The 25,359-nt window shown below is 58.9% G+C and carries 22 protein-coding genes; 14 read left to right on the plus strand and 8 right to left on the minus strand.

The genetic code is table 11. From position 1 onward, the window contains the following. Positions 1-9 precede the first annotated feature (9 nt). The 3 genes from GSF27_RS11655 (at position 10) to GSF27_RS11665 (ending at position 2,822) form a co-directional block, all read left to right on the plus strand. A complete protein-coding gene (locus tag GSF27_RS11655) occupies positions 10-918 on the plus strand; it encodes an LLM class F420-dependent oxidoreductase (protein ID WP_160969205.1) in 909 nt (302 codons plus the stop codon). A 50-nt stretch (positions 919-968) separates the two neighbouring features. Further along, positions 969-1,802 (plus strand): SDR family NAD(P)-dependent oxidoreductase, encoded by an 834-nt coding sequence (locus GSF27_RS11660; RefSeq protein WP_160969207.1) that lies wholly within the window; start codon positions 969-971, stop codon positions 1,800-1,802. A 105-nt stretch (positions 1,803-1,907) separates the two neighbouring features. Next, positions 1,908-2,822 carry an SDR family NAD(P)-dependent oxidoreductase gene (locus GSF27_RS11665; protein WP_160969209.1) on the plus strand — a complete coding sequence of 305 codons (915 nt, stop codon included), beginning with the start codon at positions 1,908-1,910 and terminating at the stop codon, positions 2,820-2,822. Between the two features lie 58 nt (positions 2,823-2,880). Here GSF27_RS11665 and dbpA read toward each other — a convergent pair whose 3' ends face one another. Together dbpA and GSF27_RS17895 are read right to left on the minus strand one after the other, a co-directional pair. Further along, complete coding sequence (gene dbpA, locus GSF27_RS11670; RefSeq protein WP_237457521.1) at positions 2,881-4,272, minus strand: ATP-dependent RNA helicase DbpA; 1,392 nt, start codon at positions 4,270-4,272, stop codon at positions 2,881-2,883. Beyond that, positions 4,211-4,705 (minus strand): thioredoxin family protein, encoded by a 495-nt coding sequence (locus GSF27_RS17895; RefSeq protein WP_160969213.1) that lies wholly within the window; start codon positions 4,703-4,705, stop codon positions 4,211-4,213. Before GSF27_RS17895 ends, dbpA begins: the two co-directional genes overlap by 62 nt. Before the next feature lie 119 nt (positions 4,706-4,824). Between GSF27_RS17895 and GSF27_RS11680 the strand changes: the two genes are divergently transcribed. After that, complete coding sequence (locus GSF27_RS11680; RefSeq protein ID WP_237457535.1) at positions 4,825-5,115, plus strand: Dabb family protein; 291 nt, start codon at positions 4,825-4,827, stop codon at positions 5,113-5,115. A gap of 166 nt (positions 5,116-5,281) precedes the next feature. After that, on the plus strand, positions 5,282-7,042 hold the full coding sequence (locus GSF27_RS11685) for a mechanosensitive ion channel family protein (RefSeq protein WP_160969217.1): 1,761 nt from the start codon (positions 5,282-5,284) through the stop codon (positions 7,040-7,042). A 251-nt stretch (positions 7,043-7,293) separates the two neighbouring features. On the opposite strand, the gene GSF27_RS11690 is transcribed toward GSF27_RS11685, so the two are convergent. From GSF27_RS11690 to GSF27_RS11705, 4 genes are all read right to left on the minus strand, one after another. Then, on the minus strand, positions 7,294-8,766 hold the full coding sequence (locus GSF27_RS11690) for an aldehyde dehydrogenase family protein (protein WP_160969219.1): 1,473 nt from the start codon (positions 8,764-8,766) through the stop codon (positions 7,294-7,296). An 88-nt stretch (positions 8,767-8,854) separates the two neighbouring features. Beyond that, positions 8,855-10,510: an FAD-dependent oxidoreductase gene (locus GSF27_RS11695; RefSeq protein ID WP_160969221.1), complete on the minus strand. Its 1,656-nt coding sequence runs from the start codon at positions 10,508-10,510 to the stop codon at positions 8,855-8,857. Between the two features lie 14 nt (positions 10,511-10,524). Further along, entirely contained in the window at positions 10,525-11,262 is a 738-nt protein-coding gene (locus GSF27_RS11700; RefSeq protein WP_160969223.1) for an SDR family oxidoreductase, read from the minus strand. A 73-nt stretch (positions 11,263-11,335) separates the two neighbouring features. Then, entirely contained in the window at positions 11,336-12,103 is a 768-nt protein-coding gene (locus GSF27_RS11705) for a hypothetical protein (protein ID WP_160969225.1), read from the minus strand. Between the two features lie 350 nt (positions 12,104-12,453). On the opposite strand from GSF27_RS11705, the gene GSF27_RS11710 reads away from it, so the two are divergent. The 8 genes from GSF27_RS11710 to GSF27_RS11745 all read left to right on the plus strand — a co-directional run bounded on the left by GSF27_RS11710 (position 12,454) and on the right by GSF27_RS11745 (position 21,484). After that, entirely contained in the window at positions 12,454-12,648 is a 195-nt protein-coding gene (locus tag GSF27_RS11710) for a ferredoxin (RefSeq protein ID WP_160969227.1), read from the plus strand. Positions 12,649-12,730: 82 nt separating this feature from the next. Further along, a complete protein-coding gene (locus tag GSF27_RS11715) occupies positions 12,731-13,540 on the plus strand; it encodes a coniferyl-alcohol dehydrogenase (protein ID WP_202410411.1) in 810 nt (269 codons plus the stop codon). Between the two features lie 110 nt (positions 13,541-13,650). Beyond that, the gene (locus GSF27_RS11720) at positions 13,651-14,904 is read left to right on the plus strand and encodes a cytochrome P450 (RefSeq protein ID WP_160969231.1); all 1,254 of its coding nucleotides are present in this window, start codon (positions 13,651-13,653) and stop codon (positions 14,902-14,904) included. Position 14,905: 1 nt separating this feature from the next. Continuing rightward, positions 14,906-15,304 carry a Zn-ribbon domain-containing OB-fold protein gene (locus GSF27_RS11725; RefSeq protein ID WP_160969233.1) on the plus strand — a complete coding sequence of 133 codons (399 nt, stop codon included), beginning with the start codon at positions 14,906-14,908 and terminating at the stop codon, positions 15,302-15,304. Positions 15,305-15,316: 12 nt separating this feature from the next. Beyond that, the gene (locus GSF27_RS11730; RefSeq protein WP_160969235.1) at positions 15,317-16,477 is read left to right on the plus strand and encodes a thiolase family protein; all 1,161 of its coding nucleotides are present in this window, start codon (positions 15,317-15,319) and stop codon (positions 16,475-16,477) included. After that, positions 16,477-17,205 (plus strand): DUF2889 domain-containing protein, encoded by a 729-nt coding sequence (locus GSF27_RS11735; protein WP_160969237.1) that lies wholly within the window; start codon positions 16,477-16,479, stop codon positions 17,203-17,205. The genes GSF27_RS11730 and GSF27_RS11735 overlap by 1 nt, the downstream gene beginning before the upstream one ends. 81 nt (positions 17,206-17,286) lie before the next feature. Beyond that, positions 17,287-18,615, plus strand: a complete 1,329-nt coding sequence (locus GSF27_RS11740; RefSeq protein WP_160969239.1) for an amidohydrolase family protein — start codon at positions 17,287-17,289, stop codon at positions 18,613-18,615. Between the two features lie 487 nt (positions 18,616-19,102). After that, positions 19,103-21,484, plus strand: a complete 2,382-nt coding sequence (locus GSF27_RS11745; protein ID WP_160969241.1) for a TonB-dependent receptor — start codon at positions 19,103-19,105, stop codon at positions 21,482-21,484. Between the two features lie 143 nt (positions 21,485-21,627). Here GSF27_RS11745 and GSF27_RS11750 read toward each other — a convergent pair whose 3' ends face one another. Together GSF27_RS11750 and GSF27_RS11755 are read right to left on the minus strand one after the other, a co-directional pair. Further along, positions 21,628-23,004: an MFS transporter gene (locus tag GSF27_RS11750; protein ID WP_160969243.1), complete on the minus strand. Its 1,377-nt coding sequence runs from the start codon at positions 23,002-23,004 to the stop codon at positions 21,628-21,630. 154 nt (positions 23,005-23,158) lie between these two features. Continuing rightward, positions 23,159-23,821, minus strand: coding sequence for a TetR/AcrR family transcriptional regulator (locus tag GSF27_RS11755; protein ID WP_160969245.1), 663 nt, complete (start codon positions 23,819-23,821; stop codon positions 23,159-23,161). Between the two features lie 217 nt (positions 23,822-24,038). On the opposite strand from GSF27_RS11755, the gene GSF27_RS11760 reads away from it, so the two are divergent. Next, positions 24,039-25,298, plus strand: a complete 1,260-nt coding sequence (locus GSF27_RS11760; RefSeq protein WP_160969247.1) for an acetyl-CoA C-acetyltransferase — start codon at positions 24,039-24,041, stop codon at positions 25,296-25,298. Positions 25,299-25,359: the final 61 nt, after the last annotated feature.

Below are 25,359 nucleotides of genomic sequence, written 5' to 3' on the forward strand. Positions count from 1 at the left end.
GAGAGAGTTATGAAGATCAATGTCACCCTGCCATTTGATAATGTGGAAAAGGCCGACGAATTTTGCACCCCCGAAGCGGTCAGGGAAATCGCGCAGCACATCGAAAAATTGGGATTTAACGCCGGCAATGTCACCGATCACCCGTGTCCTACAGCCCGCTGGCGCGACTCCGGTGGTCACGACGCCCAGGACCCGTTTGTAATGTTGAGTCTGGTGGCAGCTCATACCACCACCTTGCGCCTGCAGACTGGTATTCTTGTGGCCACCTATCGCAACCCGTTTATTACCGCGCGGGCCGCCTCCACACTGGATGTGTTTTCCAACGGCAGGCTGACGCTGGGAATGGGCGCCGGTTACCTGAAGGGTGAATACTTTGCCCTGGGCGTGGATTTTGAACAGCGCAATGACCTGTTCGACGAGCATATCAAGGCCATGCGCCTGGCCTGGACCGGTGAGGAGTTTGATTTTGAAGGCACCGGTTACAACGCCCGTGGCAGCCGTATGCGTCCGGCACCGGTGCAGAAGCCGGGCATCCCGATATATATCGGTGGTAACGCCAAGCGTGCTATTCGTCGCGCGGTGGAGCTGGGCGATGGCTGGAATCCGTTCTTTACCGGCAACCTGTCCACCGCGACAACACGCACACAGAGCATGTCCGGTGAGGAAGACCTGGCCAGCGGTATCCAGTACATGAAGGAGCACTGTGAAAAGGTGGGTCGTGAAGAGCCGCCGGTGGTGTTTCTTGCCAGCATTATGCAACCGGGTGAAAAGTGGGATGCGGCGGCGGTGCTGGACCGTATTGGTCAGTATAAAGAGCTGGGCGTGATCGGTGCCTCGGCGCATGTGGAGGGTAACACCCGCGCCGAATGGTGTGACAACGCCTCCCGCTTTGCCGAAGAGGTACTGCAAAAAATCTGATCGCACCCGTAAAGGCAAGGGATCGCCGGTTACAGCTTTCAGGAGGAGTTATGAACAGTAAGCCACTGACAGGAAAAACAGCACTAATCACCGGTGGTGGGCAGGGGATAGGCCTGGCCACCGCCCAACTGCTGCTTGAGGATGGTGCTGTCGTTGTGATCACCGGGCGACGCACGGACGCACTGCAGCAGGCGCGTGGGCAGTTACTGCAACAGGTTCCGGGAGGTATTGTCGAAACCTTCACCGGTGATGCGGCTGACGAGGCGCAGGTGCAGGCAGCGTTGCAGTTTGCCCACGATCTGGATGGCCATCTGGACATACTCGTACCTGCGGTTGGCTTACCGGGTCTCAAGCCCTTGCTGATGTACAACCGCAAAAGTGTACAGCGGGATTTTGACCTGAACTTTATGAGTGCCTTCCTGATGGTGCGCTATGGTGTGCCACTGCTCAGTAATGGTGGCGCCATTGCCTGCATCTCCACCTCCGGCGTGAGCCAGACTTTCTGGGGGCTGTCGGTTTATGCAGCGATGAAAGCGGCGCTGGAGCGTTTTGTCAGGGCGGCAGCGTTTGAGCTGGGCGGGGCGGGTATCCGCATCAATGCGGTACGCCCGGGAATGACATTGTCACCGGAAAGTGCCGCGGACCCGGGCATGCAAAAAATGGTGGAATACAACGCCCGGGCAACACCGCTGGGGCGCATCGGCGAGCCACTGGATATTGCCCGTGTGATTCGTTTTCTGGTGGGGCCGGAATCCGGTTGGGTCACCGGACAGACGATTTCGGTGGATGGCGGTCAGGATCACTCCCAGGGCTTTGACTTTATGGATGAGTTTTTTGGTGAGACGACCATGGAGGCGATACGGGCCGGAAAGCCGCCCTCCTGACCGCCGCAGTTTTGATCAGCGGTCGTTGTGGCCGTTTAACCTCGCTGCCTGGCGGAATCTGGTGGCGGGTAACTGGAATTTGATTTGGCAGTAATGAAAAGGACTATGGAAAATTTATCAGGGAAGACCGCCATTGTTACCGGTGGCGCCTCCGGCATTGGCCTGGGCATCGTCAGGGCGCTCTATCGCGCGGGCATGAATGTGGCCATTGCCGATATACAAGCCGATGCGCTGGAGCGTACTGCGGAGGAGTTTGGTTCCAGCGCGGGCATTCTGACCTGGCAACTGGATGTGACCGACCGTGATGCCTACATGGCATTTGCCGACGCGGTGGAGCAGCAGTTCGGCAACATACATCTGCTGGTCAATAATGCCGGTGTACTGGTGTCCGGCCCGGCAGCGCAAGCCAGCTTCAGTGATTGGGACTGGGTAATCAATGTCAATCTGGTGGGCGCCATCAATGGGGTTGTCATCGTGTTGCCAAAGATTCTGGCGCACGGCGAGGGGGGACATATTGTGAATACCTCCTCCACCTCCGGCATCCTGCCTCATCCTGGCGCCGCTATTTACGTCACTACAAAATCGGCGCTGGTGGGGATGAGTGAGTCCCTGCGCAGTGAACTGGAGCCCAGGGGTGTGGGGGTATCGGTCTTCTGCCCCGGCCCTGTGCAATCCGGCATTGGCATGGCGGTGCGCAATCGCCCGGCCACCTATGCCGGCTCCGGTTACGGCTCAAGCCAGCCGGGCACCCTCAGCGACAGTGCAGCAGCGGTACAGAAGATGTTGATGACCGCCGACGAGGCGGGCGAGATTGTGCGTAAGGGGATCGAGCACAACTGGCTCTATATTTTTACCCACAGCGAATACCGGGAGGGCCTGCGGGAGCGGGCTGCCGCCATCGATGCTGCGGTGCCGGCTTTTGAGGAAAGCCCTTTCCTCAAAAGCCTGCTGGTCAGTGCCGGGGCCAACCCGGCCTATGCCGAAGAGATACAGCGACGGACGGTAAGTCCGGAGGAGTGATCCGCTTTCGTTTCAGGGCTTGCAGGAATTACTGACTTTTCCCCTATAAAGACGACAGTCAGCGCTGGCTGATAATGCGCGCGCGACAACTGCGGCCTTTCAATTTACCTTCGTTCAGGATCTTTAACGCTTTTTTCGCTACTTCACGTTTGACGGCGACATAGGAACGCATGGGGGCCATATTGATTTTGCCCACCTGATCGCCGTCGATGCCGCCTTCCCCGGTGAGTGCGCCGAGAATGTCGCCGGGACGGATTTTCTGCTTTTTACCACCATCAATTTGCAGTGTCGTCATGGCCGCCTGGCGCGGTGGCTTTCTGAGTATGGATTCGTCAGGCAGGGTTTCTCCGGCAATGTCGTGACCGAGGTAGTCCTGCAACAGCATCAGCTTGTAATGCTCCTTGTCGCTGAACAGGGAACAGGCGATGCCGCGACTGCCGCCGCGTCCGGTACGGCCCACCCGATGGACGTGCACTTCGCTGTCGCGTGCCAGATGATAGTTGATCACCAGGTCCACAGCGCTGATGTCCAGACCGCGGGCGGCGACATCGGTGGCCACCAGAATCGATACACTTTTGTTGCCAAACTGAATCAGTGTCTGATCGCGGTCTCTCTGCTCCATGTCACCGTGCAAAGCGGCGGCACTGAAACCGTGCGCGCAGAGGGTGTCGCACAGTTCCTGTACTTCTTTCTTGGTGTTGGCAAACACCATGGCCGATTCCGGAGAGAACTGCAGCAACAACAAGCGAGTGGCCAGTAGGCGCTGGGCTTCGTCATTGATGTTGTAGAAGTGCTGTTCGATGCTGTCGGCATTGTGCTGCTCCTCCACTTCAACCCGCACGGGCTCGCGCAGGATGCGTTGCGCGATAGCTTCGATCTGCGTCGGATAGGTGGCGCTGAACAGCAGCGTCTGACGTTTGGCCGGCGTCTGTTCGACGATGGCATCCAGGGAGGCCTGAAAGCCCATCTCCAGCATCCGGTCCGCCTCGTCCAGGACCAGGGTGTCTACCTGTGCCAGACTCAGGGACGCCTTGCGCAGATGTTCTTCCACCCGTCCGGGGGTGCCGACAATAATGTGTGCCCCATGCTCCAGGGAGCCCAGTTGAGGGCCGAAGGGCTGTCCGCCGCAGAGGGTCAGCACCTTGATGTTGTGGATGCCGCGCGCCAGTTTGCGGATCTCGTTGGCGACCTGATCCGCCAGCTCCCGGGTGGGGCAGAGCACCAGCGACTGCACACAAAAACGTTTGACCTCCAGTTTGGCCAGCAGGCCGAGGCCAAACGCAGCGGTTTTGCCGGATCCGGTTTTGGCCTGCGCGATGATGTCGCGGCCTGCCAGAACCTGCGGCAGGCTTTGGGCCTGAACCGGTGTCATGGTGTGGTAGCCGAGGTCAGACAGGGTGGCCTGCAGTTCCGGAGCGAGGGGGAGTTTGGTAAAGGGAAGTGGAGTCAAGGGAGTTGCCTGCAGGGTGTGCGGGGCGGCGGTATTGCCGCGCGAGACGCCATTGTAGCGGTCGGCGCGCGCTTCTGCGATGGCTGGTGTGTGGGATGCCGGCTTGTAGCAGCAACTGACGCAGCTGGCTGACAGAGGTCGGGCGCACCACACGGGCTGTTTCCACGCCATCGTGCAGGACGATCAGGGTGGGCCACAGCTTGACGCGGAAATGGCGTCCCAGCGCTTTTCCCTTGCCGTCGTAGATCTTGATGTGCGGCATCTGTGGGTGGTCCGCCATGAACTCCCGGACTGCGTTGGCCGCCGCCCCGCAGTGTCCGCACCAGGGGGTGCCAAACTCTACCAGCACCGGGCCCGGCAGGGCCGCCAGCTCCGGGGCGCTGGGGGCTTGTTCGCTGTAATCCGGATTGAAGCCGGTGACAGGATTGATCATGGGTTTGCCCTGAGGAGTATTTGCTCCATGCGAACATGGTTGCGGATTAAGTTTGGCTGTGGTCGTGGCGCTGTTAAAGTACCTGCTGATACCGCCAATACAATAATGGAGTGAGAGTGATGTTGCGACATGTGGTCTTGATCAAATTTAACGACAGTGCCAATGAAGAAATGGTACAGGCACTGGCGGCAAAACTGGATGCCCTGCCGGCGGCAATTCCCGAATTGGTGTCACTGGTGCATGGCAGGGACGCCGGGGTCAGCGGCGGCAAATACAGCTACGGTGTGTTTGCCGACTTCAACTCGGTGGCGGATTACCAGAGTTATCTCCAGCATCCGGCTCACCAGGCTGCCGGCGGCGCCATGATGCCGCTGGTGGCAGATGTGGCGCAATTGCAGCTGGAGTATTGACGTTGTAACGGTTCGTAAAAGCGGCGTGAGCCGCTTTTTTTGTGGCTGCGGCAAGGCGGTGAGGGCGCACCGCAATTGCGGCTGGCGGTGACGCGGTTTCCGCCGCAGTGCTATATTCCCGGTACAGTAATCACAGTAACGGGGAAGTTGTGTGAAGAAGGGAGTCTTGGTCAGATGTCTGCTGCTCGCTGTCCTGTGCAGTGTGGTGGTGTGGAACGGTGCATTGGCAGAAGAGACTGGCGCACCGGCCTTCACCGAGATCATCGCGGATGACCACAAGTCTGCGGGGGATTCCGCCGGCGATACTCCCCGTAAACTGGTAAAGGCAGGTCCGGACGACGAGTTTGACCGGGGTGTGCCTCGCCGTGCGGTGGAGGGATTCTTTCGGGCTGTGCGGGAGGATGACTTTGCACGTGCCGCCAACTACCTGGACCTGCGCAACCTGCCATCCGGGCTGTCGGTTGCTGATGGGCCGGAGTTGGCTCGCCAGTTAAAGGTTGTGCTGGACCGGGCGCTGTGGGTGGAGATGGACCTGCTCAGCACCAGCCCCGAGGGTCACAGTGACGATGGCCTGCCCTCCTATCGCGACCTGGTGGGGGAGGTGGAAGCCAACGGGCGCAAGTACGATATTCTCCTGCAGCATGTACCCCGCAACGATGGCATCTTTGTCTGGGTCTTCTCCTCCAAAACCGTGAGCATTATCCCGCTGCTGTATGAAGCCCGGGGTTATGGGCCGCTGGGTGAAAAGCTGGTGACGGTGCTGCCGGAATGGAAATTCTTTGGCATGGAGTTGTGGCAGTGGGTATTACTGCTGCTGATGATTACACTGGCGGCTGCGATCATGGTGCCTGTGTGTTTCCTGCTGGGCTGGATCATTCGCCGGCGCCACACCGATATGGCGGTTCTGGTGGCCGCGTTTGTACGTGGGCCCCTGTGCCTGCTGCTGATCGTTGGCTCGGTACGGGTCAATTTCGATATTCTGAGGCCGTCTCTGGCCACCCAGGCGTTTGTGAATGGCGGCACGCTCTACTATCTGGTGATCCTGTGGGTGCTTATCCGACTGGTGGGCCTGTTCCGTGAATACTGGAGCAGCAAACTGCTGGCGCGTGGGCGCGAGCAGAGTGTGGTACTGCTGCGACCGCTGCTTACGGCGTTCAATATCCTGCTGGTGTTTGTGGTGCTGGTGGTATGGCTGGACAATATTGGCTTCAGCGTTACCACTGTGTTGGCGGGGCTGGGTATCGGCGGTATTGCCCTGGCACTGGCCACGCAAAAGTCCATCGAGAACTTTATCGGCGCACTGACGCTGTACCTCGCGGCACCTGTGCGGGTGGGGGACTTCTGCAAAATTGGCTCTCGCACCGGTACCGTGGAGGAGATCGGTTTGCGCGCCACCAAAATCCGCACCCTGGAAAACACCCTGGTGATTGTCACCAATGCGGAACTGTCCAACCTGCAGATCGAGAATATTTCCCAGCGCCAGCGCTTTCGTTTCCATCGGCACCTGCCATTGCATTGCCACACTTCCCCTGACCAGATCCGCTGTGTGGTGCGGGAAATTCGCAAGCTGTTGTGCGCTCACGAGATGGTGGAGGCCGCGCCGCTGCGGGTGAACTTTACCGGCTTTGTCGACTACGCCCTGCAGGTGGAGTTGCACTGTTATATCGAGACCACGGATATCAATATCTACAAATCCGTGGTGGAGGATATCCAGCTGAGGGTGCTGGATATCCTCTCCGCGGCGGGTACCGGCTATGCCATCCCGGCGAGAATGGAGTATCAGGCCGGTGCCCCGGACCCGGATACAGAAGCGCGCCAGCGTGCCGAGCAGACAGTGGAGGAGCTGCGCCGCAGTGGCGACACCATGACGGCCCTCAGTGAAGAGGAAATCGCCCGGCTGGAAAATACCCTGAAGTTTCCCCACTGAGGGGCAAATACCCTGAAGTTTTGCCACTAAAGGGCAAATACCCTGAAGTTTCCCCACTGAGGGGCAAATACCCTGAAGTTTTGCCACTAAAGGGCAAATACCCTGAAGTTTCCCCACTGAGGGGCAAATACCCTGAAGTTTTGCCACTAAAGGGCAAATACCCTGAAGTTTCCCCACTGAAGGACCGGACAGGCACAAAAAAGGCGACCCGGAGGTCGCCTTTTTCGTAATGCCCGAAGGGATTACAGAGATCAGGAAGCGCGGATACCGATGGCTTTGATTTCCATAAACTCAACGATACCTTCAACGCCCCACTCGCGGCCCATACCGGACTGCTTGTAGCCACCGAAGGGCAGGTCACCGGTGATGCTCACACCGCCGTTCACAGACAGCGCGCCGGCGCGGATACGCTCGGCAACTTTTACTGCGCGCTCGGTAGAGCCGAAGATGGCGCCACCCAGGCCGTAGACGCTGTCGTTGGCGATGCGTACGGCATCATCATCGTCTTCGAAGGGGATTACGACCAGCACAGGGCCGAAGATCTCTTCACGGGCGATACGCATGTCGTTGGTGGCGTCCACGAAGCAGGTGGGCTCAACGAAGAAACCGCCTTCGAAACCTTCACCCATATCGGTACGCACGTTACCGCCAGCCAGCAGACGAGCTTCTTGCTTGCCGATTTCCAGGTACTCGGACACGCGACCCAGCTGCTTCTTGGAGATCAGTGGACCCATGATGCAGGTAGGCTCGTCGAACTTGCCCCACTTGTCGGCAAAGCCGGCGTAGGCCATCTGCAGAGCGCCAACGGCCTCTTCGTAACGGCTTTTCGGTACCAGCAGGCGGGTTGGGTAGGCACAGCCCTGACCGGCGTGGAATACCACCATGGAACCCATTACTGTCATCGGGAAGTTCTCGGCGTCATCCAGCACGATGAACGCAGACTTGCCACCCAGCTCCAGGAATACGCGCTTGAGGGTGTCGGCACCGTTCTTCATGATGATCTTGCCCACAGCGGTGGAGCCGGTGAAGGAGATCAGGTCAACGCGGGGATCCTTAGTCAGCATCTCACCGGCCATGGCGGGATCGGCAGAGGTGATAACGTTGAAGACACCGGCTGGCAGGCCGGACTCAATGGCCAGCTCACCCATGATGGTGCCCATCAGCGGGGTGTCAGGCGCAGGCTTGAGGACGACAGTACAGCCGGCCAGCAGCGCGGCGATGACTTTGCCCACGTTAACGTACAGGGGTACGTTCCACGGGGTGATGGCACCCACCACACCGGTGGCTTCACGACGTACGATGCGCTTGGTGTCGTAGCCTTCGTTCTTGATGCCCAGGTCTTCAACCAGCTCCACTTTTTCCCAGCACTTCAGCAGGTCCTTGGCACCGTTCAGGGCACCGTCGATCTGGGCGCGGGCGGCAGCACCAATGGCGGAACCGGCTTCCAGGCGAGCGATCTGCATCAGCTTGTCGCGGTTGGCACACAGCACTTCCACGTATTTGGTTACAGCCGCAACACGGGCGTCGTGGTTGGTGGCCCAGTCGGTGTTATCGAAGGCGTCACGGGCACAGGCGATGGCCGCGTCTACGTCGTCGGCGGTGGCATCAGCGGCCTGGCCACAGGGCTTACCGGTCCAGGGGTTGATGTTGTCGTAAAAGGCGCCGTTACCTGCCGGGCGCATTTCGCCGTTGATGTACAGCAGGGCGTCTTGCAGCTTATCCATTGTGATCTCCTCAAATATCACGCGTAACCATGAGACACGATTTGTGTGTGAAGTTGTGTAGTTAATGAGTTTAGTTTAATCGGGCCGTTTAACCGGCCTCTGTGTTGTTCAGTACATGTTGCGCCGCCACATAACCCCAGGTAATGGAAGGGCCGATACTGGCACCGGCGCCGGTACAGCCTTTGCCCATCACCGAAGCGGTGGAGACACCGGTGGCGTAGAGACCCTCAATCACCGAGCCGTCTTCCCGCAGGACACGGGCGTCGCTGTCGGTTACCAGGCCACCGTAGGTGCTTACATCACCCGGGTAGACAGGCACGGCATAGTACGGACCCTGACTCAGCGAGCCCAGGGTTGTCGACTTCTCTGCCAGGGCGTCACCCAGCCAGTTCTGGTAGACGTGGCTGCCGCGGCCGAAATCTTCGTCACGGTTGTTGGCCACAAAGCCGTTAAAGCGGGCCACGGTGGCTTCCAGGTTGGCGCCATCGATATTACAGGCGGCGGCCAGCTCGGACAGGGTTTCGCCCTTTTTGATAAAGCCGGCTTCCACCCACGCCTGCAACTTCTTGCCGCGACCGCCGGCAATGGAGTAACGGCTGGCATACTGGCTGTCCACCACCATCCAGGCCTGCATGGCGGACGCATTGCGGTGGTGTTCCCAGATGCCTTTGGACAGCGTGGCGTAGGAGGCAGCCTCGCACATAAAGCGCTTACCCTCATGGTCCACGGTAATGGAGTGGGGCTTGGCCATGTCGCCCTGCATGAAGGTGGGGTAATCGGGCTTGGCGGGGGTCAGTACTGAGGGGTAGCCGACACGCTGATCCATCTGTGCCAGGGCTGCGCCAATGCGCTGGCCGGCGAGAATCAGGTCGCCGGTGTCCTCGGCGATGGTGCCGGACCACTCCGCTTTGGTGCCCGGGATGTACTGGTCCAGCATGGCCTGGTTTTTGGCAAAACCGCCGGCATTGATCAGTACGCCGCTGCTGGCAATGATTCGGGTCTCCTTGCCGTCGCAATCGGCCACCACGCCGGTGACACGGCCATCTTCCACAATCAGCTCTTTCACGCCGCAATTGACCCGCACCTGCGCGCCGGCTTCCAGTGCCGCGTGCAGCAGCTGGGCTGCCAGTGCCTGACCGGCGGTGGCCAGACGTTGCCCCTTCAGCATTGAGCCGAAAGTGCGGCCAAGGATCTTCCACAGTGCCTGGGTGCTCTGCTTGCGCTTGAATACGTAGGGCAGTTCCATCGCCTCTTCGATATAGGCGGGAATGGGGATAAAGCCCTTGCGCAGCCTGGCCTTCCAGGGGCCCAGCTTTTTCAGGTCAAACAGTTCGGAGATAACGGTGCGCCCGCCCTCCTGTTGCCCGGGGGCGTCCACGTAGTCCGGCCAGTTGGGAATACGGCGGAATTGCAGGCCCTGGGAGATGAGGAATTCCAGCATCTCCGGCGCCTTGTCGATGTAAGTCTCCTGGCGTGCCGGAGTGGCGCCGGGGGCGTCACCGGAGTCGCCCACTACCGCGTTCATGTAGCTGAGTGCCTGCTCGCGGCTGTCGGCCACGCCGGCGGCTTTCATATAGCGGTTGTTGGGAATCCACATAACGCCGCCGGAGGTGGCGGTAGTGCCGCCCACGAGGTCGGCTTTTTCCAGTACCAGTACGGTTTTACCCGCAGCGCGCAGTGCAAGTGCCGCGCAGAGGGCGCCGGGGCCACTGCCCACGGCTACAAAATCAAAGGTTTCGCTCATGGTGAGTCCTGTTTTCAGTCGGCTTTGCGGCCCTGCAGGGCGATGGTGCTGGCGTGTACGTCAGCCGGCAGGTTCAACAGGGCGACAAAGGCCTCAACCACGGAGTCGAACTGGGACAGGGGGCGGGCGCGCAGGTTGAGGCCGCGCTCCATGGCTGCCTTGGCGAAGGCCATCTGGTCTTCCGGGTTGGCGTCCCAGGTTTTGCCGGGCTCGTACATCTGGCCGGCGCGTACGTTGGTAACGCGGATGCCCTGGGGCTCCAGCTCGCTCACCAGGCTTTTGCTCAGGCGCTCGACGCCGGCTTTGGTGGCCTGGTACACCGACAGGTGGGGGAATTCCACCTCGACGGATTCGCTGGTGATGTTGAAAATGTGGCTACCCGCACCCATCAGCGGGGTGGCGGCGCGGCAGGTAAACATGGAGCCCGCCAGGTTGGTCATGACGGCAGAGATAATCTGCTCATCCTTGGCGTTTTCCAGCAAAAAGGGTTCAAACACGGCGGCGTTGTTGATCAGCACGTCCACCTTGCCATGGGCTTCAGCGATGGCGGCGAAGGCTTCACGCACGGAGTCGGCATTGCCCACATCGCACTTGAGCGCCATGGCGTTGTCGCCAATTTCGGCAGCCGCAGCTTCTACCTTGGACAGGGTGCGGCCCAGCAGAACTACTTTATGGCCCTCTTGGGCGAATCGGCGTGCCAGGGCACGTCCCAGACCGACGCCGGCGCCGGTGATCACAATCACTTTGGACATGTTGTACTCACTCCCACTCTGAAATTGCCGGAGCAGTGTACTGCCCCGGTCGGGTTTTTATCAGTTTTTTCGGTCAGTCGTTCTGCTCATAGACGCTCATGTCACCGGCGTAGGCGATGCCGCCCGGCCAGCGCTGCTCGCCGCTACACAGCTTGAAGTAGTGCACTGTGCGGGCAAAGGAGCCGGCCTGCTGGTCGCGGGGCTTCATGGCAACGCCGCTGGGGCTGACGCCGCGGGCACGGGCACTGAAGTCGCGCATGGTGAACATCAGGTCATCACTCTGCTGGGCGCAGAGCACCAGCTGGTCACCGGGGCAGTAGTGTTTGGGCTCCAGCTGCACGTCGCACAGCTCGCCACGCTTCATGGCCACATGGCCGGGGACGTTGATGACTTCAATGCTGTGGGTGTTCTCGTACCAGTCCTGGTATTCGTCGTAGCGGCCGATTACATAGTTGCCAAACAGGATGCTGACACCGGACAGGGGCTGGTCTTTCTGGTGGTTGGGACTGCTTTTCCAGTCGCCGAACAGCTTGTAGGTGTAGAGGCGTTCAGTGGTATCGGTGGCGGTCCAGCCCAGATCGCGCACGTTGGCCAGCAGGGGAGCCAGGGCTGGCAGGTCAATTTCCGGGGTTTCGGTGTCGAAGTCGTAGATGGTCATGTAGCGCCAGGGCTGGGGGATATCCGGCATCATCTGCTCTTTGGTGACTTCAAAGCGCTGCGCCCCGCGAAAGCCCCGCAGGCGTGACAGTTCGGTCTGGTGGTCGCCATCGAACCAGTTGGCGTAGTCCTGTTCGTGTCCGGGATTAACGTTGTGCAAGTGAACGGTGGTGTAGAGTGCCATGTCTTTTATTGTCCTGTGCGTTTTCCGGGACCCTGTCACCGGTTGGTCATCCGGCGGGGCCAGAATTTCCGGGGCAGGGCAGTATCGCGCCGGGTATCCAGGCCCGATTGGCGGCCCCTGTTGGCGTCCCGCGGTGCGGGAGGAGAGGCTGTATTATCTTTGCTATTCTGGGCCTTGTTGATATAAAACTTTGCTGTCTTGCGGCGGCGCTGAGAGTGGTTGTTTATTGAACAGCGCTGCTGGATAGCAAATTGCTATTGAACAGCATTGATGTATAATAACGCGAATAATGGGCCTGTGGCCAGCATCCGGATGTGGCCTGCCTGTAGCAAGAAAGCCGGAGGTCTGCCGTGAAAATCCGAATCGATAAAGACGCCTGTGTAGGTAACGCCCGCTGCGCGGCTATTTCGGAAGTGCTGTTCCAGCTGGACGACGAGGGCTACATCGCCGTGAGCGAGATCGACGTGCCGGAAGGCATGGAAGAGCTGGCGCGCCGCGGTGCCAGATCCTGCCCTGAAAAAATCATCGAGATCATCGAAGAATAACCCGGAGTGGCGCTGCAGCCGCGGTGCCACCCTGAATAATCAGATCTGTTTTATCTAAATCTAACGATATTGAGGAGAGGTGATGGATATCCTGGGATATAAAGGCAAGCGCGTAATCGTCAGCGGCTGTTTTTCCGGTATGGGTGAAGCGACAGCTCGCAAACTGGTTGAGCTGGGTGCTGAAGTCCACGGTTTTGACTTCAAAGAGACTTCACTGGAGCTGGCCTCCTTCAACCTGGTAGACCTGCGCGATCCGGCCACCATTGACGCGGCTGTTGCCAACGTGGGTGGCAAGATCGATGCACTGTTCAACTGTGCCGGCCTGCCCCAGACCGCTCCTGCCATGGACGTGATGCGCGTAAACTTCATCGGTACCCGTCACCTGACTGAAAAAGTACTGGAATTGATGGGTGAGGGCGGTGCCATTGCCAGCATCTCTTCCACTGGCGGTCTGGGCTGGAGCCGTCGTGTACCTGTGCTGATGGAGCTGATCTCCCAGCAGGGTTACCAGGGCGCACTGGACTGGTGTGAAGGCAAGATGGACGAAGTCCGTGATGGCTACAGCACTTCCAAGGAAGCTGTCATTGTCTGGACCATGCTCTCCTGTGCCTCCCTGATCAAGAAGGGCATCCGCATCAACTGCACCCTGCCCAGCCCAACCCAGACCCCAATGATGAAGCACTTCCGCGAAGCCGCGGGCGATGCTGTGGATGTAGCCATGCAGCCAATCGGCCGTTACTCCACCCCTGAGGAGCAGGCCAACGCCCTGATCTTCCTCAACAGCGACATCGCCACCATCGTTAACGGTGTGGTGCTGCCTGCTGACGGCGGCTTCATGGGTGCTGTGACTACCGGTCAGATTGACCTGGCAGCCATGATGGGCAAGAAGTAAGACGACGTTCGATACTCGGTTTAAGCAGTGCAAGCATTCCGCCCCGTTTTCGGGGCGTTTTGCGCTTCGGCTGGTGACTCGGCCGCAATATGCCTGATAAGGAGTTCGTTATGGTTCAGCCAGTACTAAGTCCCCTTGTCGAAAGACCGGCGCACGTACCCGAGGCGCTGGTTTACGATCTGGATTACTACGCCGATCCCGGCGTACTGCAGGATGCGCACGGTCGTGCGTTGCAGGTGGCAAAAGAGGCCCCCGGGGTTTTCTGGACGCCGCGCCAGGGCGGGCACTGGGTGCTCCGGAGCCATAACGCTGTGTTTGAAGCCTCCCGTGATACGGAGCGCTTCAGTAACGCGCCGATCTCCTTTGAGCAGTTGCAGGCGATTATCGAGTCGCTGCCGGAAGGTGCTCCCAAGCCCCTGATCCCGGCGCCAATCACTTTCGATCCGCCCCACCACGCGGTTTACCGTAACCCGTTGCAGAAAGCGTTTTCGCCGAAAGCGATGAATGTCCTCAAGGACAACATTCGGGCACTGGCGGTGGAGCTGATCGAAAAGGTCAAGCCGCAGGGCGGCTGCGCGTTTGTGAAAGATATTTCCGAGCCTATGCCGGTGACCATCTTCCTGCAGATGTTCGGCCTGCCGGTGGATCGTCAGCGTGAATACCGGGATCTGGTGGAGGAGCATTTCGCCCAGACCGATAAGGATCCACAGCTGATCCAGGCGCGCTTGCGCAAGGTGGCGGATGTCATGCGCGATGCCATTCTGGAGCGTAAGGACAATCCGCAGAATGATCTGATCTCGCTGCTGTGGGATTCGGAATTCAATGGCCAGAAAGCCACGCTGCACGACATCGAAAACTACGCGGTAATGCTGTTTACCGCCGGTCTCGATACCGTTGTCAACGGCATGGCCCTGGGTGCTGTTCACCTGGCGAAGAACCCGCAGTTGCAGGCCGAGATGCGCGCTCATCCGGAAAAGACCAGTGACCTGACCGAAGAGATGTTGCGTCGCTACACCTTCACGCTGCCGCCGCGTTTTGTCGCCGAGGATTGCGAGTTCCAGGGTGTACAGATGAAGAAGGGCGAAATGGCGCTGCTGTTTCTGCCGGGTGCCGACCTGGATGCAGCCGAGTATCCAAATCCGGAAGTATTTGATGCGAATCGCGAAGGCAAGCCGCACATCGCTTTCGGTGCCGGTCCGCACCGTTGCCTGGGTTCACACCTGGCGCGCATCGAGCTGAATATTTTGTACGAAGAGATGATGGCGCGACTGCCGGAGTTTCGACTGGATCCCGATAAGCCGCTCACCTATCACGGCGGTCATGTGTGGGGTCCCAATGAAGTTTATCTGAAGTGGGATGTCTGATATGAGCAGAGCTCTGCCACGACTGGATTCGATCAACCGCGATTTCTGGACCGGTGGTGCAGAAGGTGAGTTGCGAATTCATCACTGCAACGACTGTAACCAGTTTTTCCATCCGCCACGCCCCGTATGTCGTCACTGTCTGTCGGAAAACGTGGCTGCCAAAGCCGTCGCCGGCACCGGCGTCGTGGATACCTTTACCCTGAACTACCAGAAGTGGCATCCGAAAATGGAAGTGCCCTTTGCCATCGCCCGTGTAGAGCTGGATGGTGCCCCCGGTGTTTACCTGACCACCAATATCATCAACTGCGATCCGCAGCAGGTGGATATTGGCGATAAGGTGAAGGTCATCTTTGAGCAGCAGGATGATGTTCATATCCCGCTTTTTGAAAAAATCGACTGAGAAAACTCTGCCATGTCTGTGAATGAAGCTTATATCACCGGTATCGGTCAGTCTCAGATCGGTGTCAAACTGGATCGCCACCCACTGCTGCTGACCGTGGATGCGGTTAAGGAAGCGCTGGCGGAGTCAGGTCTGACTATCGGCCAGATTGACGGTGTATCTACCTATCCCGGCCGCGTGCCGCAGATGCTGGGTTTCTCGCCTGTAGGTGCCGATGACCTGATTGATGCCCTGGGCATTAAAGCCAAGTGGTACGCAGGTGGCGGTGAAATCACCTCCCAGCTGGGTGCCATTGTGGCGGCCGCGACTGCGGTAAAAGCCGGCCTGGCCCGTCATGTCATCTGCTTCCGTACCGTGTACGAAGCAGGTGCCACTGCCAAGCCCGACGAATACCCCATGATGCGTCGTGACCGCGTGGATGGTGGTTCCCAGTGGACCGCACCGTTCAATGCTATTTCGGCGGCCAACTGGGTTGCCCAGTACGCCATGCGTCATGTTAAGAAGTACGGCCTCACCCGCGAGCAGCTGGCGCAGATCGCACTGACCGACCGTGCCCATGCGGCGCTCAACCCGCGCGCTCTGGTGCGCGAGCCGCTGACCATGGACGAGTACATGTCTGCCCGTCTGGTCTCCACGCCGCTGTGCCTGTTTGACTGCGACCGCTATTCCGACGCCTCTACCGTGATCATCGTTTCTGCCGGTGATGCAGTGGACGAAGTGAAGTGCACTCCCGTGCGTATCGCCGCCATGGCGGGCAGCGTGGATCGTCACAGCTGGGATCAGGCGGAGTGGATGGCCTCTTACCAGACCGGCCCGGACCTGTGGAAGCAGACCGATTACACAGCCAAAGATGTAGACACTGTGCAGCTCTACGACGGTTTCAGTTTCCTGGCCCTGACCTGGCTGGAAGCGCTGGGCTTCTGTGATATCGGTGAGGGCGGCCAGTTTATCGAGGGCGGCCATCGCATTGCTCTCGATGGTGAGCTGCCGTTCAACACCTTCGGCGGCCAGATCGGCGCCGGTCGTCTGCACGGTTTCGGTTTTGCCCATGAGGCGGTGACGCAATTGCGTGGCCTCGGTGGCGATCGCCAGATCAAGGGCGATCCGAAAGTGGCCATCGCCACGTCCGGTGGTGGTCCGCTGGCTACCGCGCTGCTGCTGGCGCGGGATTGATGTCCGCCGGCGGCGTGACGCTGGATGCGCTGCCGGGTTTCCGGCGCCGTTTTCGCATCACGCCAGCAGTGCACCGCGTGTGCTGTGAAGTGGAAGACGACTTCCATTGTATGGAGGTCACGCTGCACCACGCAGGGGGTGTGGCTACCCGGGTTGAAGCTCTGATGCATCGCGCGCCGTGGACCACCTGCCCGGGCGCGCAGCAAAAAGTGCAGGAGACCTTCACCGGTGTGCGGCTGGATGAGTTTGTCCGGCGCGGAGAGAAAAAGGAAAACTGCACCCACCTCTATGACCTGGCGCTGTTGGCGGCGGGGCATGCACAGGAGGAGAGGGTGCAGCAGTACGACATCCTGGTGTCGGACCCTGATGAGTCAGGCGTCAGTCAGGCCGCTTTGAGGCTTAATGATGTGACCCTGCTGCACTGGATCGTGCAGGGATTTGTGATGGTGGAACCATCGGAGGCTGCCGGTATCAGACTGGACAGGCTCAATGACTGGATTGCCGGCCTGGATGCTCCGTTGCAGGAGCCAGCCAGGCTGTTACGTTGGGCGATTATGATTGCACACGGCCGCTCCATTCCCATGGAAGAGCAGTCGGATGCAACCAGAATGCCGCCCAATTGCTACACATTTCAGCCCCACAGGGCTGTTAATGCTTTACGGGTCGGTTTGATCCGTGATTTTAGTAATGACGAGAGTCAGCCATTAGACAACAACAATTATCACTGAACGCTACTCGGTAGAGTAAAATTACAACCAATAGCCAAGCAGTTTTGGCTACTGAAATACCGCCGATTGAGGAGGATAGCTATGGAAATGAACGATATGGTGATCATCTCTGTTGATGATCACATCACTGAACCACCAGATATGTTTGACAAGCATCTGTCGAAAGAAGATCTGGCTACCGCGCCCAAGTTCGGCACCGACGAAAATGGCAAAAACTACTGGACCTACCAGGGCATGTACATGCCTTCCGTAGGCCTGAACGCCGTTGTGGGTCGTCCGATGGAAGAGTACGGCATGGAGCCGAACTCCCTGGAAGAGATGCGCAAAGGTGTTTACAACGTGGATGCCCGCGTTGACGACATGAACGCCAACGGTATCGCAGCGTCCCTGAACTTCGGTACTGTTGTAGGCTTTGATGGCGGCCGTTTCCACAAAGCTCCAGACAAGGCTATGGCGCTCAAGCACCTGCGTGCTTACAACGACTGGCACATTGATGAGTGGTGTGGTGCTCACCCGGGCCGCTTCATCGCCTGTGGCATCCTGCCCACCTGGGACATGGACGCCACCGTTGCCGAGATCAAGCGTATCGCCGCCAAGGGCTGTACTGCGGTTTCCCTGAACGAAAACCCCACCACTACCGGCCTGCCAAGCATTCACAATGCTTACTGGGAGCCAATGTGGAAAGCCATTACCGACGCTGACATCACCATCTGTCTGCACATCGGTGCCGGTAACCCAGCGCCACACGCATCCCCCGAGACCCCGATTGAGGCCTGGATCACCACCATGCCAATGTCTGTAGCGGTTGGTGCGGCTGACTGGCTGAACCTGTCTGCGCTGGAGCGTTACCCATCCATGAAGATCTGCCTGTCCGAATCCGGTATCGGCTGGATCCCTTACTTCATGGAGCGCGCTGACTTCAGTCACGAGCGTCACAAGGCCTGGACCTACTCCAGCTTCCAGGGCAAGAAGCCCAGCGACATCTTCAAGAAGCACTTCATGAGCTGCTTCATTGATGACGCTTTTGGTCTGGACAACCTCAAGTACCTGAACGAAGACATGGTGGCTTACGAGTGTGACTACCCGCACTCCGACACCCTGTGGCCAGAAGTGCCTGAGTTCCTGTGGAAGACTGTTAAGGGCCTGACCACCGAGCAGATCGAGAAGATCACTCACCGCAACGCCATGAACTTCTACAATTTCGACCTGTTCAAGTTCAACAAGCGTGAAGACCTGACCGTAGGTGCCCTGCGCGCCAAGGCCAAGGCTGACGGTGTGGATACCACTCCGAAATCTTCCGGTGGTGCATCTCCGCTGGCAGAGGGTGAAGCACCTCGTCGTATCGTCTCCGGCGATCTGATGAAGATGTTTGCCCATCACGCCAAAGAAGGCGCCAAGAAGACTGGCTGATTAAGCCGGACTTGCGGTGGTACCGCTGCCTTGAGGGGCAGCGGTACCGCTCGTTTTTCCCTCCCTGTACGTCCCTGTTACTGCCTCCTCTCTCGCTTATTAACCGCGTTTTCTGCGCCTCCGGCCGGCCTTTTGCCTGGCACTCCGGGTGTTGCTGTTGGCAGATTTAATTTGTCCGGACTTTTCCTGAAATTTACGCCTCTTCTATTGCAGTCGGGATTGCTATTGAGTACTCTGGCGCCCGATAACTATATTAGCATTCGAAATAAACGACGACTGACTTGCTATAAATCCTAATAAGCGAGCCCTGTCGCCGGACAAGAGAAATCTCCGAGAAGTCTGGATGGGAACCGGTGTCAGGTGTCACCGGTACAGAAGGCAGCGCAGATTGCAGTCCCTACAGCACAGAACCCTTCAGCCCTTACGGGACGTTGGCGTTGCTTCCCGGAATACAACGCAAAATCTGCACACTGGAGAGAAACTCACCATGAGAAAGATCGTATCTCAGTCCCCTGAGTGGTTGACCCGTACCGCCAATGCCAGCCTGCCAATGGCCAGCCTGGCCATCGCTATCGCTTCCGCCAGCTACCTGCCTGCTGCTTCCGCGCAGGAAGTGCGTTCACTGGAAGAAGTTGTTGTAACCGCGCGTCGTCGTGAAGAGAACCTGCAGGAAGTGCCGGTTGCCGTAACCGCCATGGGCGAAGACTTCCTGCGTACCCAGAACGTCAGCGAAATTACCGACCTGGGCACCAAGGTTCCTTCCCTGCGTATCTCCATGGCCGGTTCCTCCGCCAACGAGCCCCTGGTTTCCCTGCGTGGTCAGCGTCCTGCTGAAACCGCGTTCAACCAGGATCCCGCGGTACCCATGTACTTCAACGAAGTGGTTATGTCCCCGAACCAGGGTGCCAACCTGGGTATGTACGACCTGCAGGGCGTACAGGTACTGAAAGGTCCACAGGGCACCCTGTTTGGCCGTAACTCCACCGGTGGTGCGATCCTGATGACGCCAAAGCGTCCTGGTGACGAGTTTGGCGGCTATGTTGAAGTTGAAGCCGGTAGCTACGACCTGATCGGCACCAAAGCTGCTGTTGACCTGCCGCTGAGCGAAGCTTTCTCCATGCGTATTGCCGCGCACAAGAAGGATCGTGAGGGTTATCAGGAGAACACCGCTGACAACCAACTGCACGGTAAGGATTTCGGTGATGAGCACTCCCAGGGTGTGCGCGTCAGCCTGAATTACGAAGGCGATGCCCTGAGCAACCTGCTGGTTGTTTCCCAGGATGAAAATGACATCACGCCGATGGTCATTAATATGAAAGCTGCGCGCGGTACCGCTGCTGGCCTGAACCCTGGCTTTGCAGATGCTGTACAGGACAGCGTCAAGCAGAACGATCCGTGGAAGGTGCAGACCGACGTTAACGCTGAGGAGTACATCAAGAACACCTTCGCGTCCAACACCACCGAATTTGAGCTGAGCGACAACCTGTCGGTGAAAAACGTCTTTGGCTACCGCAAACTCGGCTTTGAAACCGCAACTGATGCGGATGGTACCGCGGTCTGTTTCGGCGGTATTCCCTGTGTCATTGGTGGTGTAGTTACGGACCCACTACACACCTCCGTTAACTCCGAGTTCTACAGCAACGAGTTGCAGCTGCTGGGTACCGCTTTCGACGAGAGCCTGGAGTGGATCACCGGCGTTTACTGGTCCGAAATGGATGCCACTCACAACTACAACGTGCAGCAGCTGAGTGCCGTGACTCCCTTTGGTACTTTCCCTCGCTATGACACTGGTATCAGTGATGCGGTAAATACCTCCTACGGCCTGTTCTTCGAAGGTACCTACACCTTTACCGACGAGTGGTCCTTGACCGCCGGTGTACGCCAGAGCTGGGACAAGCGCGAGCTGACCCTGCAGAAGTGGGATGATCTGGATCGCACCAACTGTACCCTGACAACTCCGGATGGCAGCGCTGCAGCTCCCGATTGTACCCGCGCCAACGACGAGTCCTACTCTTCACCGACCTGGCGGATCTCTGCCAACTACACCCCGGAAGACGGTGTGTTGATGTACGCCAGTGTTTCTACCGGTTACCGTGCCGGTGGCTTTAACACCCGTGCTGGTCAGGTCCCTGGTGATTTCGAGCCCTTCGATGAAGAAACCGTAACCACCTACGAGCTGGGTCACAAGGCGGACTGGGAATTTGACTGGGCCTCCGTACGTACCAGTGCTGCCCTGTATCATCAGGCCTACGAAGATATTCACCACACTGTGGCCTACGATGCGGGCGGTACTCCGGCAACCCGTACCGAAAACGCAGCGAAAGCCGCCATTACCGGCTTTGAACTGGATGTGACCGTGGTGCCAACCGACAGCCTGACCCTGAACGTGGCTTACTCCTACGTTGATGCCGGCTTCGATGAGCGTGAAGATCCCATTGGCGGTAATCTGGTAGACACGTCCAACAATGACTTTGTCTACATTCCGGAGAACTCCCTGACGACCTCTGCCACCTACACCCTGCCAGTTGATTTCAGCCTGGGTGAAATGTCTGTGATGGTCAGTGCCTACTGGCAGGACACCATGAACAGCATGTCCCGCTACGAGCAGGCTGACCTGTATGCCGTCGACGCTGCAGACCTGAAAGTGATCCAGGACTCCGCAGAAATCGACGACTACACCGTCTGGAACCTGCGTTACGACTGGCGCAACGTGATGGGCTCCGAAGTTGACTTCGCCGCTTACGTGAACAACCTGACCGACGAAGAGTACGTGCTGGGTGGTCTGAACGTGATCGATGCCTTCGGTTACGCCGGCTACTTCTACGGTGCTCCTCGCACTGTGGGTGCATCCGTACGCTACAGCTTCTGAGTTGATGGATTGTCCGGCTGGTTCTGCCGACCGGACAATCCTGATCTCAGAATAAAAAAACGGGAGGCTTCGGCCTCCCGTTTTTTTATGTCTGCCATTTTTATAGTTGCAGTCTCGGCAGCTCCTCACAGCCCGCGGGGCCATCAGCCCTGCTGTTCAAACTCCCGCGCCGCCTCGCGCATGGGCTTCAGCCCCAGCGTCAGTACCAGCGCTGCCAGTGGGCAGCAAATTGCCATGGCGGTTGCCAGTCCGTAGCCCAGGCTGGCCGGTGAGTTGCCAAATACATGCTCCGCAATGGCAGCGATAGCTACCGGCCCGGTGCCGCTGCCAATCAAACCAAACACTGCTGCGAACAGGGCAATGCCAATTCCGCGCAACTCATTGGGCGTGACCAGGTTTAATGCTGCGCCGGAACAGGCGGGCATGGGCGCCAGCAGCGCGGTAAAGAGACCGATGCCCAGCAGGAAAGCGTATTGGTTGTCGGTGATCGCGGCGAACACGCCCACCGGTGCGCCAATCAACAGACAGGCGATGTACCAGCGCAGTTGTGCGTCGCGATAGCCACGACGATACATGCGATCAATAAAGTAGCCGCCGATCAGCTTGCCGCTGATGCCGCCAATCATCAGCGCCACACCCAGGCCCATGCCGATCTCGCTGGGCGTCCAGCCGAACTTGCGGCTCATGTGTGCCGGGTACCAGATGGCGGCGCCGGAGAGCACGATGGTGGAGAGGGAGAAGCCGAGGTAGTGGCAGGTGAAAAACTGCCAACGCGGTTTCATATAGCGGAACAGGCCACCGTAAGAGTTGATTATGTCGCGCCAGAAACCGGTGTGTTGCTGTTCGCTGCGGCGGTCGCGGCGCTCCGGTTCAGGAATGGTAAAGATGATAAAGGCCAGCAGCACGCCCGGCAAACCGATAATAAAGAACACCGTCTGCCAGGCGTAGAGGTCACCGATGAGCGGCAGCGAGACGGTGCCAAAGCCGGCGACCAAATCCACAATCAGTCCGCCGAACAGGTACGCCATACCGGAGCCAAGGGTGGCGCCGATGGTGTACACCGCCATGGCAGTAGTGAGCCGGTCGCGGGGAAAGAGGTCGGTGATCATGGAGGTGGCGCTGGGGTTGAGGCCGGACTCGCCGGAACCGACACCGATACGTGCCACCAGCAATTGCCAGAAGTTCTGCGCCAGTCCGCAGGCGGCAGTGGCCACCGACCAGATGGCAACGCTGAGGCAGATGATCTTGCGGCGGCTGAAGCGGTCCGCCAGTGACCCGGCTATCAAGCCAAACAGGGAGTAGGTGAGGGCAAAGGCGAGGCCGTGCAGAAGCCCGAACTGCACATCCGTGAGTCCCAGGTCCTGTTTAATGGGGCCCACCAGCAGCGAGATAATGAAGCGATCCAGAATCGACAGCCAATAGAGCAGAGCCAGCAAAAAGGTGGCGTACCAGGCAATGCCGGCAGGAGGGTAGGGTGCAGCAGCGGTGGCAGTGACCGGTGCGGGCGCAGCGGAGGACATGTGGGCTACCTGTTGTGATTATTGTTTTTGTGGGGGGCGACCGTACAGGTCGGGCGCATTTGATGGTGCCACGGAACGGCGGCAGTGGCCACGCGGGAGTAGGGGACAGAACGGACGGGTTGTGGGCAATTCCGGCAAGTGCCGGCGAGGTTCATCAGTCGCCGCTGGAGGCGCCGGGTTGGTTGTTACTGTTGATGGCGTCGTTGATCAGCTTGATCACCCAGGTAATGGCGGTGATGGTCTGCTGCAGATCCATGCCCCAGTCGGCGGTCATACTCTCGAAGGGCATCGGGCTCCAGAACTGATCCAGAAGTGCCGCCGCCATGGTCTGGTCGCGGTGGGTCCAGTTGGGGGTGGCGCGCTGCACGGCCTGAAGCAGGGCTTCACGGCGAGCTTCGGCAATGGAGAGCAGGGTGGGGTCTTCTACGGTGGTGCGGGGAACTGCGAAAGTGGCAAAGTTTTCCACCACGTGGGTGGTGATGGCAGCAAAGTTTTGCAGTTCAATCTGCTCGAGGTTGATGCCCGTCTGCTGCATCAGTTCCTGCATGATGGCATCGCGCAGGTGACGCTCGGTGCTGAAGTGGCGGTAGACGGTACGCTCGCTGATGCCGGCTCGTTCGCTGACAGCTTTACAGGTCAGGTTGGTCCAGTCCCAGGTGTCAAAGCTGCGCACCAACTCGGCGCCGGCATGCACAATCTTTTGCCGGGTCTGCTCGGTTTGCTGGCGTCGCAGGGGGCTGTTGTACGCACGGCGTGAGGAGTCGTCCTTGTTGCCGGGCTCTACCGGGGCGGGGCTGGAGGTGGTACGTGACGTCATCTGTTCCGGGACTGGTTGTTTAATGGGGGGTTACTGCAGGATCATAGCACTGTTTTGTATTACGGGTCGCGCCGCCCTGCAGGTGGGTCCGGTGTACTTATGTACAACACTGTCGTATAGTATTCAGGTTATTATTGCCCGATTTTTGCTTCTGTGGCGGGTGTGTCCCGTTGCTGTACCAGAGCGCCCCTGGGCCGATTCAGGAGATAGAAAAACAATGACCGTAGCCTACATTATTGATGCCGTCCGTACCCCGCGAGCCACCTCCAAGCCAGGCAAAGGCGCTTACGTCGGTATGCATCCGCAACACCTGGCCGCCGCTGTGCTGAAAGCCCTGCTGGATCGCAACGGCTTTAACAGCGCCGATGTGGATGATGTGATCTGGGGCACCAGCGCCCAGATGGGTCTGCAGGGCGGCGACATGGGCCGTATGGCGGCGCTGGATGCCGGCTACGACGTCAAGGTCAGCGGCGTTACCCTGGACCGCTTCTGCGGCAGCGGCCTGACTGCAGTGAACTTTGCCGCCGCGCAGATCATGTCCGGTATGGAAGACTTGGTCATCGCCGGTGGTACCGAGATGATGTCCCACGTACAGGAGTACGGTGGCAAGGTGCGTGAGGCGGGCCTGGGGGTTCCCGGAACCGGCCTGGGTACCGGCAACAAGCGCCTGCAGGAGAAGCATCCGCAATCCAACCAGGGTCTGGCGGCAGACGCCATTGCCACCATGGAAGGCATTACCCGCGAAGAGCTGGACGCCTTTGCCCTGGAGAGCCAGCGCCGTGCGGCCGTGGCTATGGAAAATGGTTACTACAATAACTCCCTGATCCCGGTCTATGACGACGAGGGTAACCTCAAGCTGGACCACGAGCAGTACCCGCGCCCCAGCACCACCGCACAAGACCTGGCGGAACTGAAACCAAGCTTTGCCAAGCTGGCCGATATGCCGCTGGATCGTGAAGGCACCACTTTCCGCAAGCTGATCAACCGTCGCTACCCGGATGTGGATATCCAGTGCTTCCACCATGCCGGTAACTCCTCCGGTGTGGTCGATGGCGCTGCCGCCATCCTGCTGGCCTCTGAGGACTACGTGCAGAAGCACGGCCTCAAGCCCCGTGCCCGCGTAGTGGCCATGGCCAATATCGGTGATGACCCCACCCTGATGCTGAACGCGCCGGTACCGGCAGCCAAAAAAGTGCTGGAGAAGGCGGGCCTGACCAAGGACGACATCGACCTGTGGGAAGTGAACGAAGCCTTCGCCGTGGTGGTGGAGAAGTTTATCCGTGACATGGGTATCGATCGCGACACTATTAACGTCAATGGCGGTGCCATCGCCTTGGGTCACCCCATTGGTGCCACCGGCCCGATCATGATTGGTACCGTGCTGGATGAGCTGGAGCGTCGTGGCCTCAAGCGTGGTCTGGTGACCATGTGTGCCGCTGGCGGTATGGCACCGGCGATCATTATCGAGCGCGTCTGATCCTCTCTGCCGGAGGCTCCTGCGCGGGAGCCTCCATCCCTCCCGTTGCTGCTTTCCCCCT

It is taken from the genome of Pseudomaricurvus sp. HS19 (assembly GCF_009857815.1).
Taxonomy (GTDB): domain Bacteria; phylum Pseudomonadota; class Gammaproteobacteria; order Pseudomonadales; family Cellvibrionaceae; genus Pseudomaricurvus.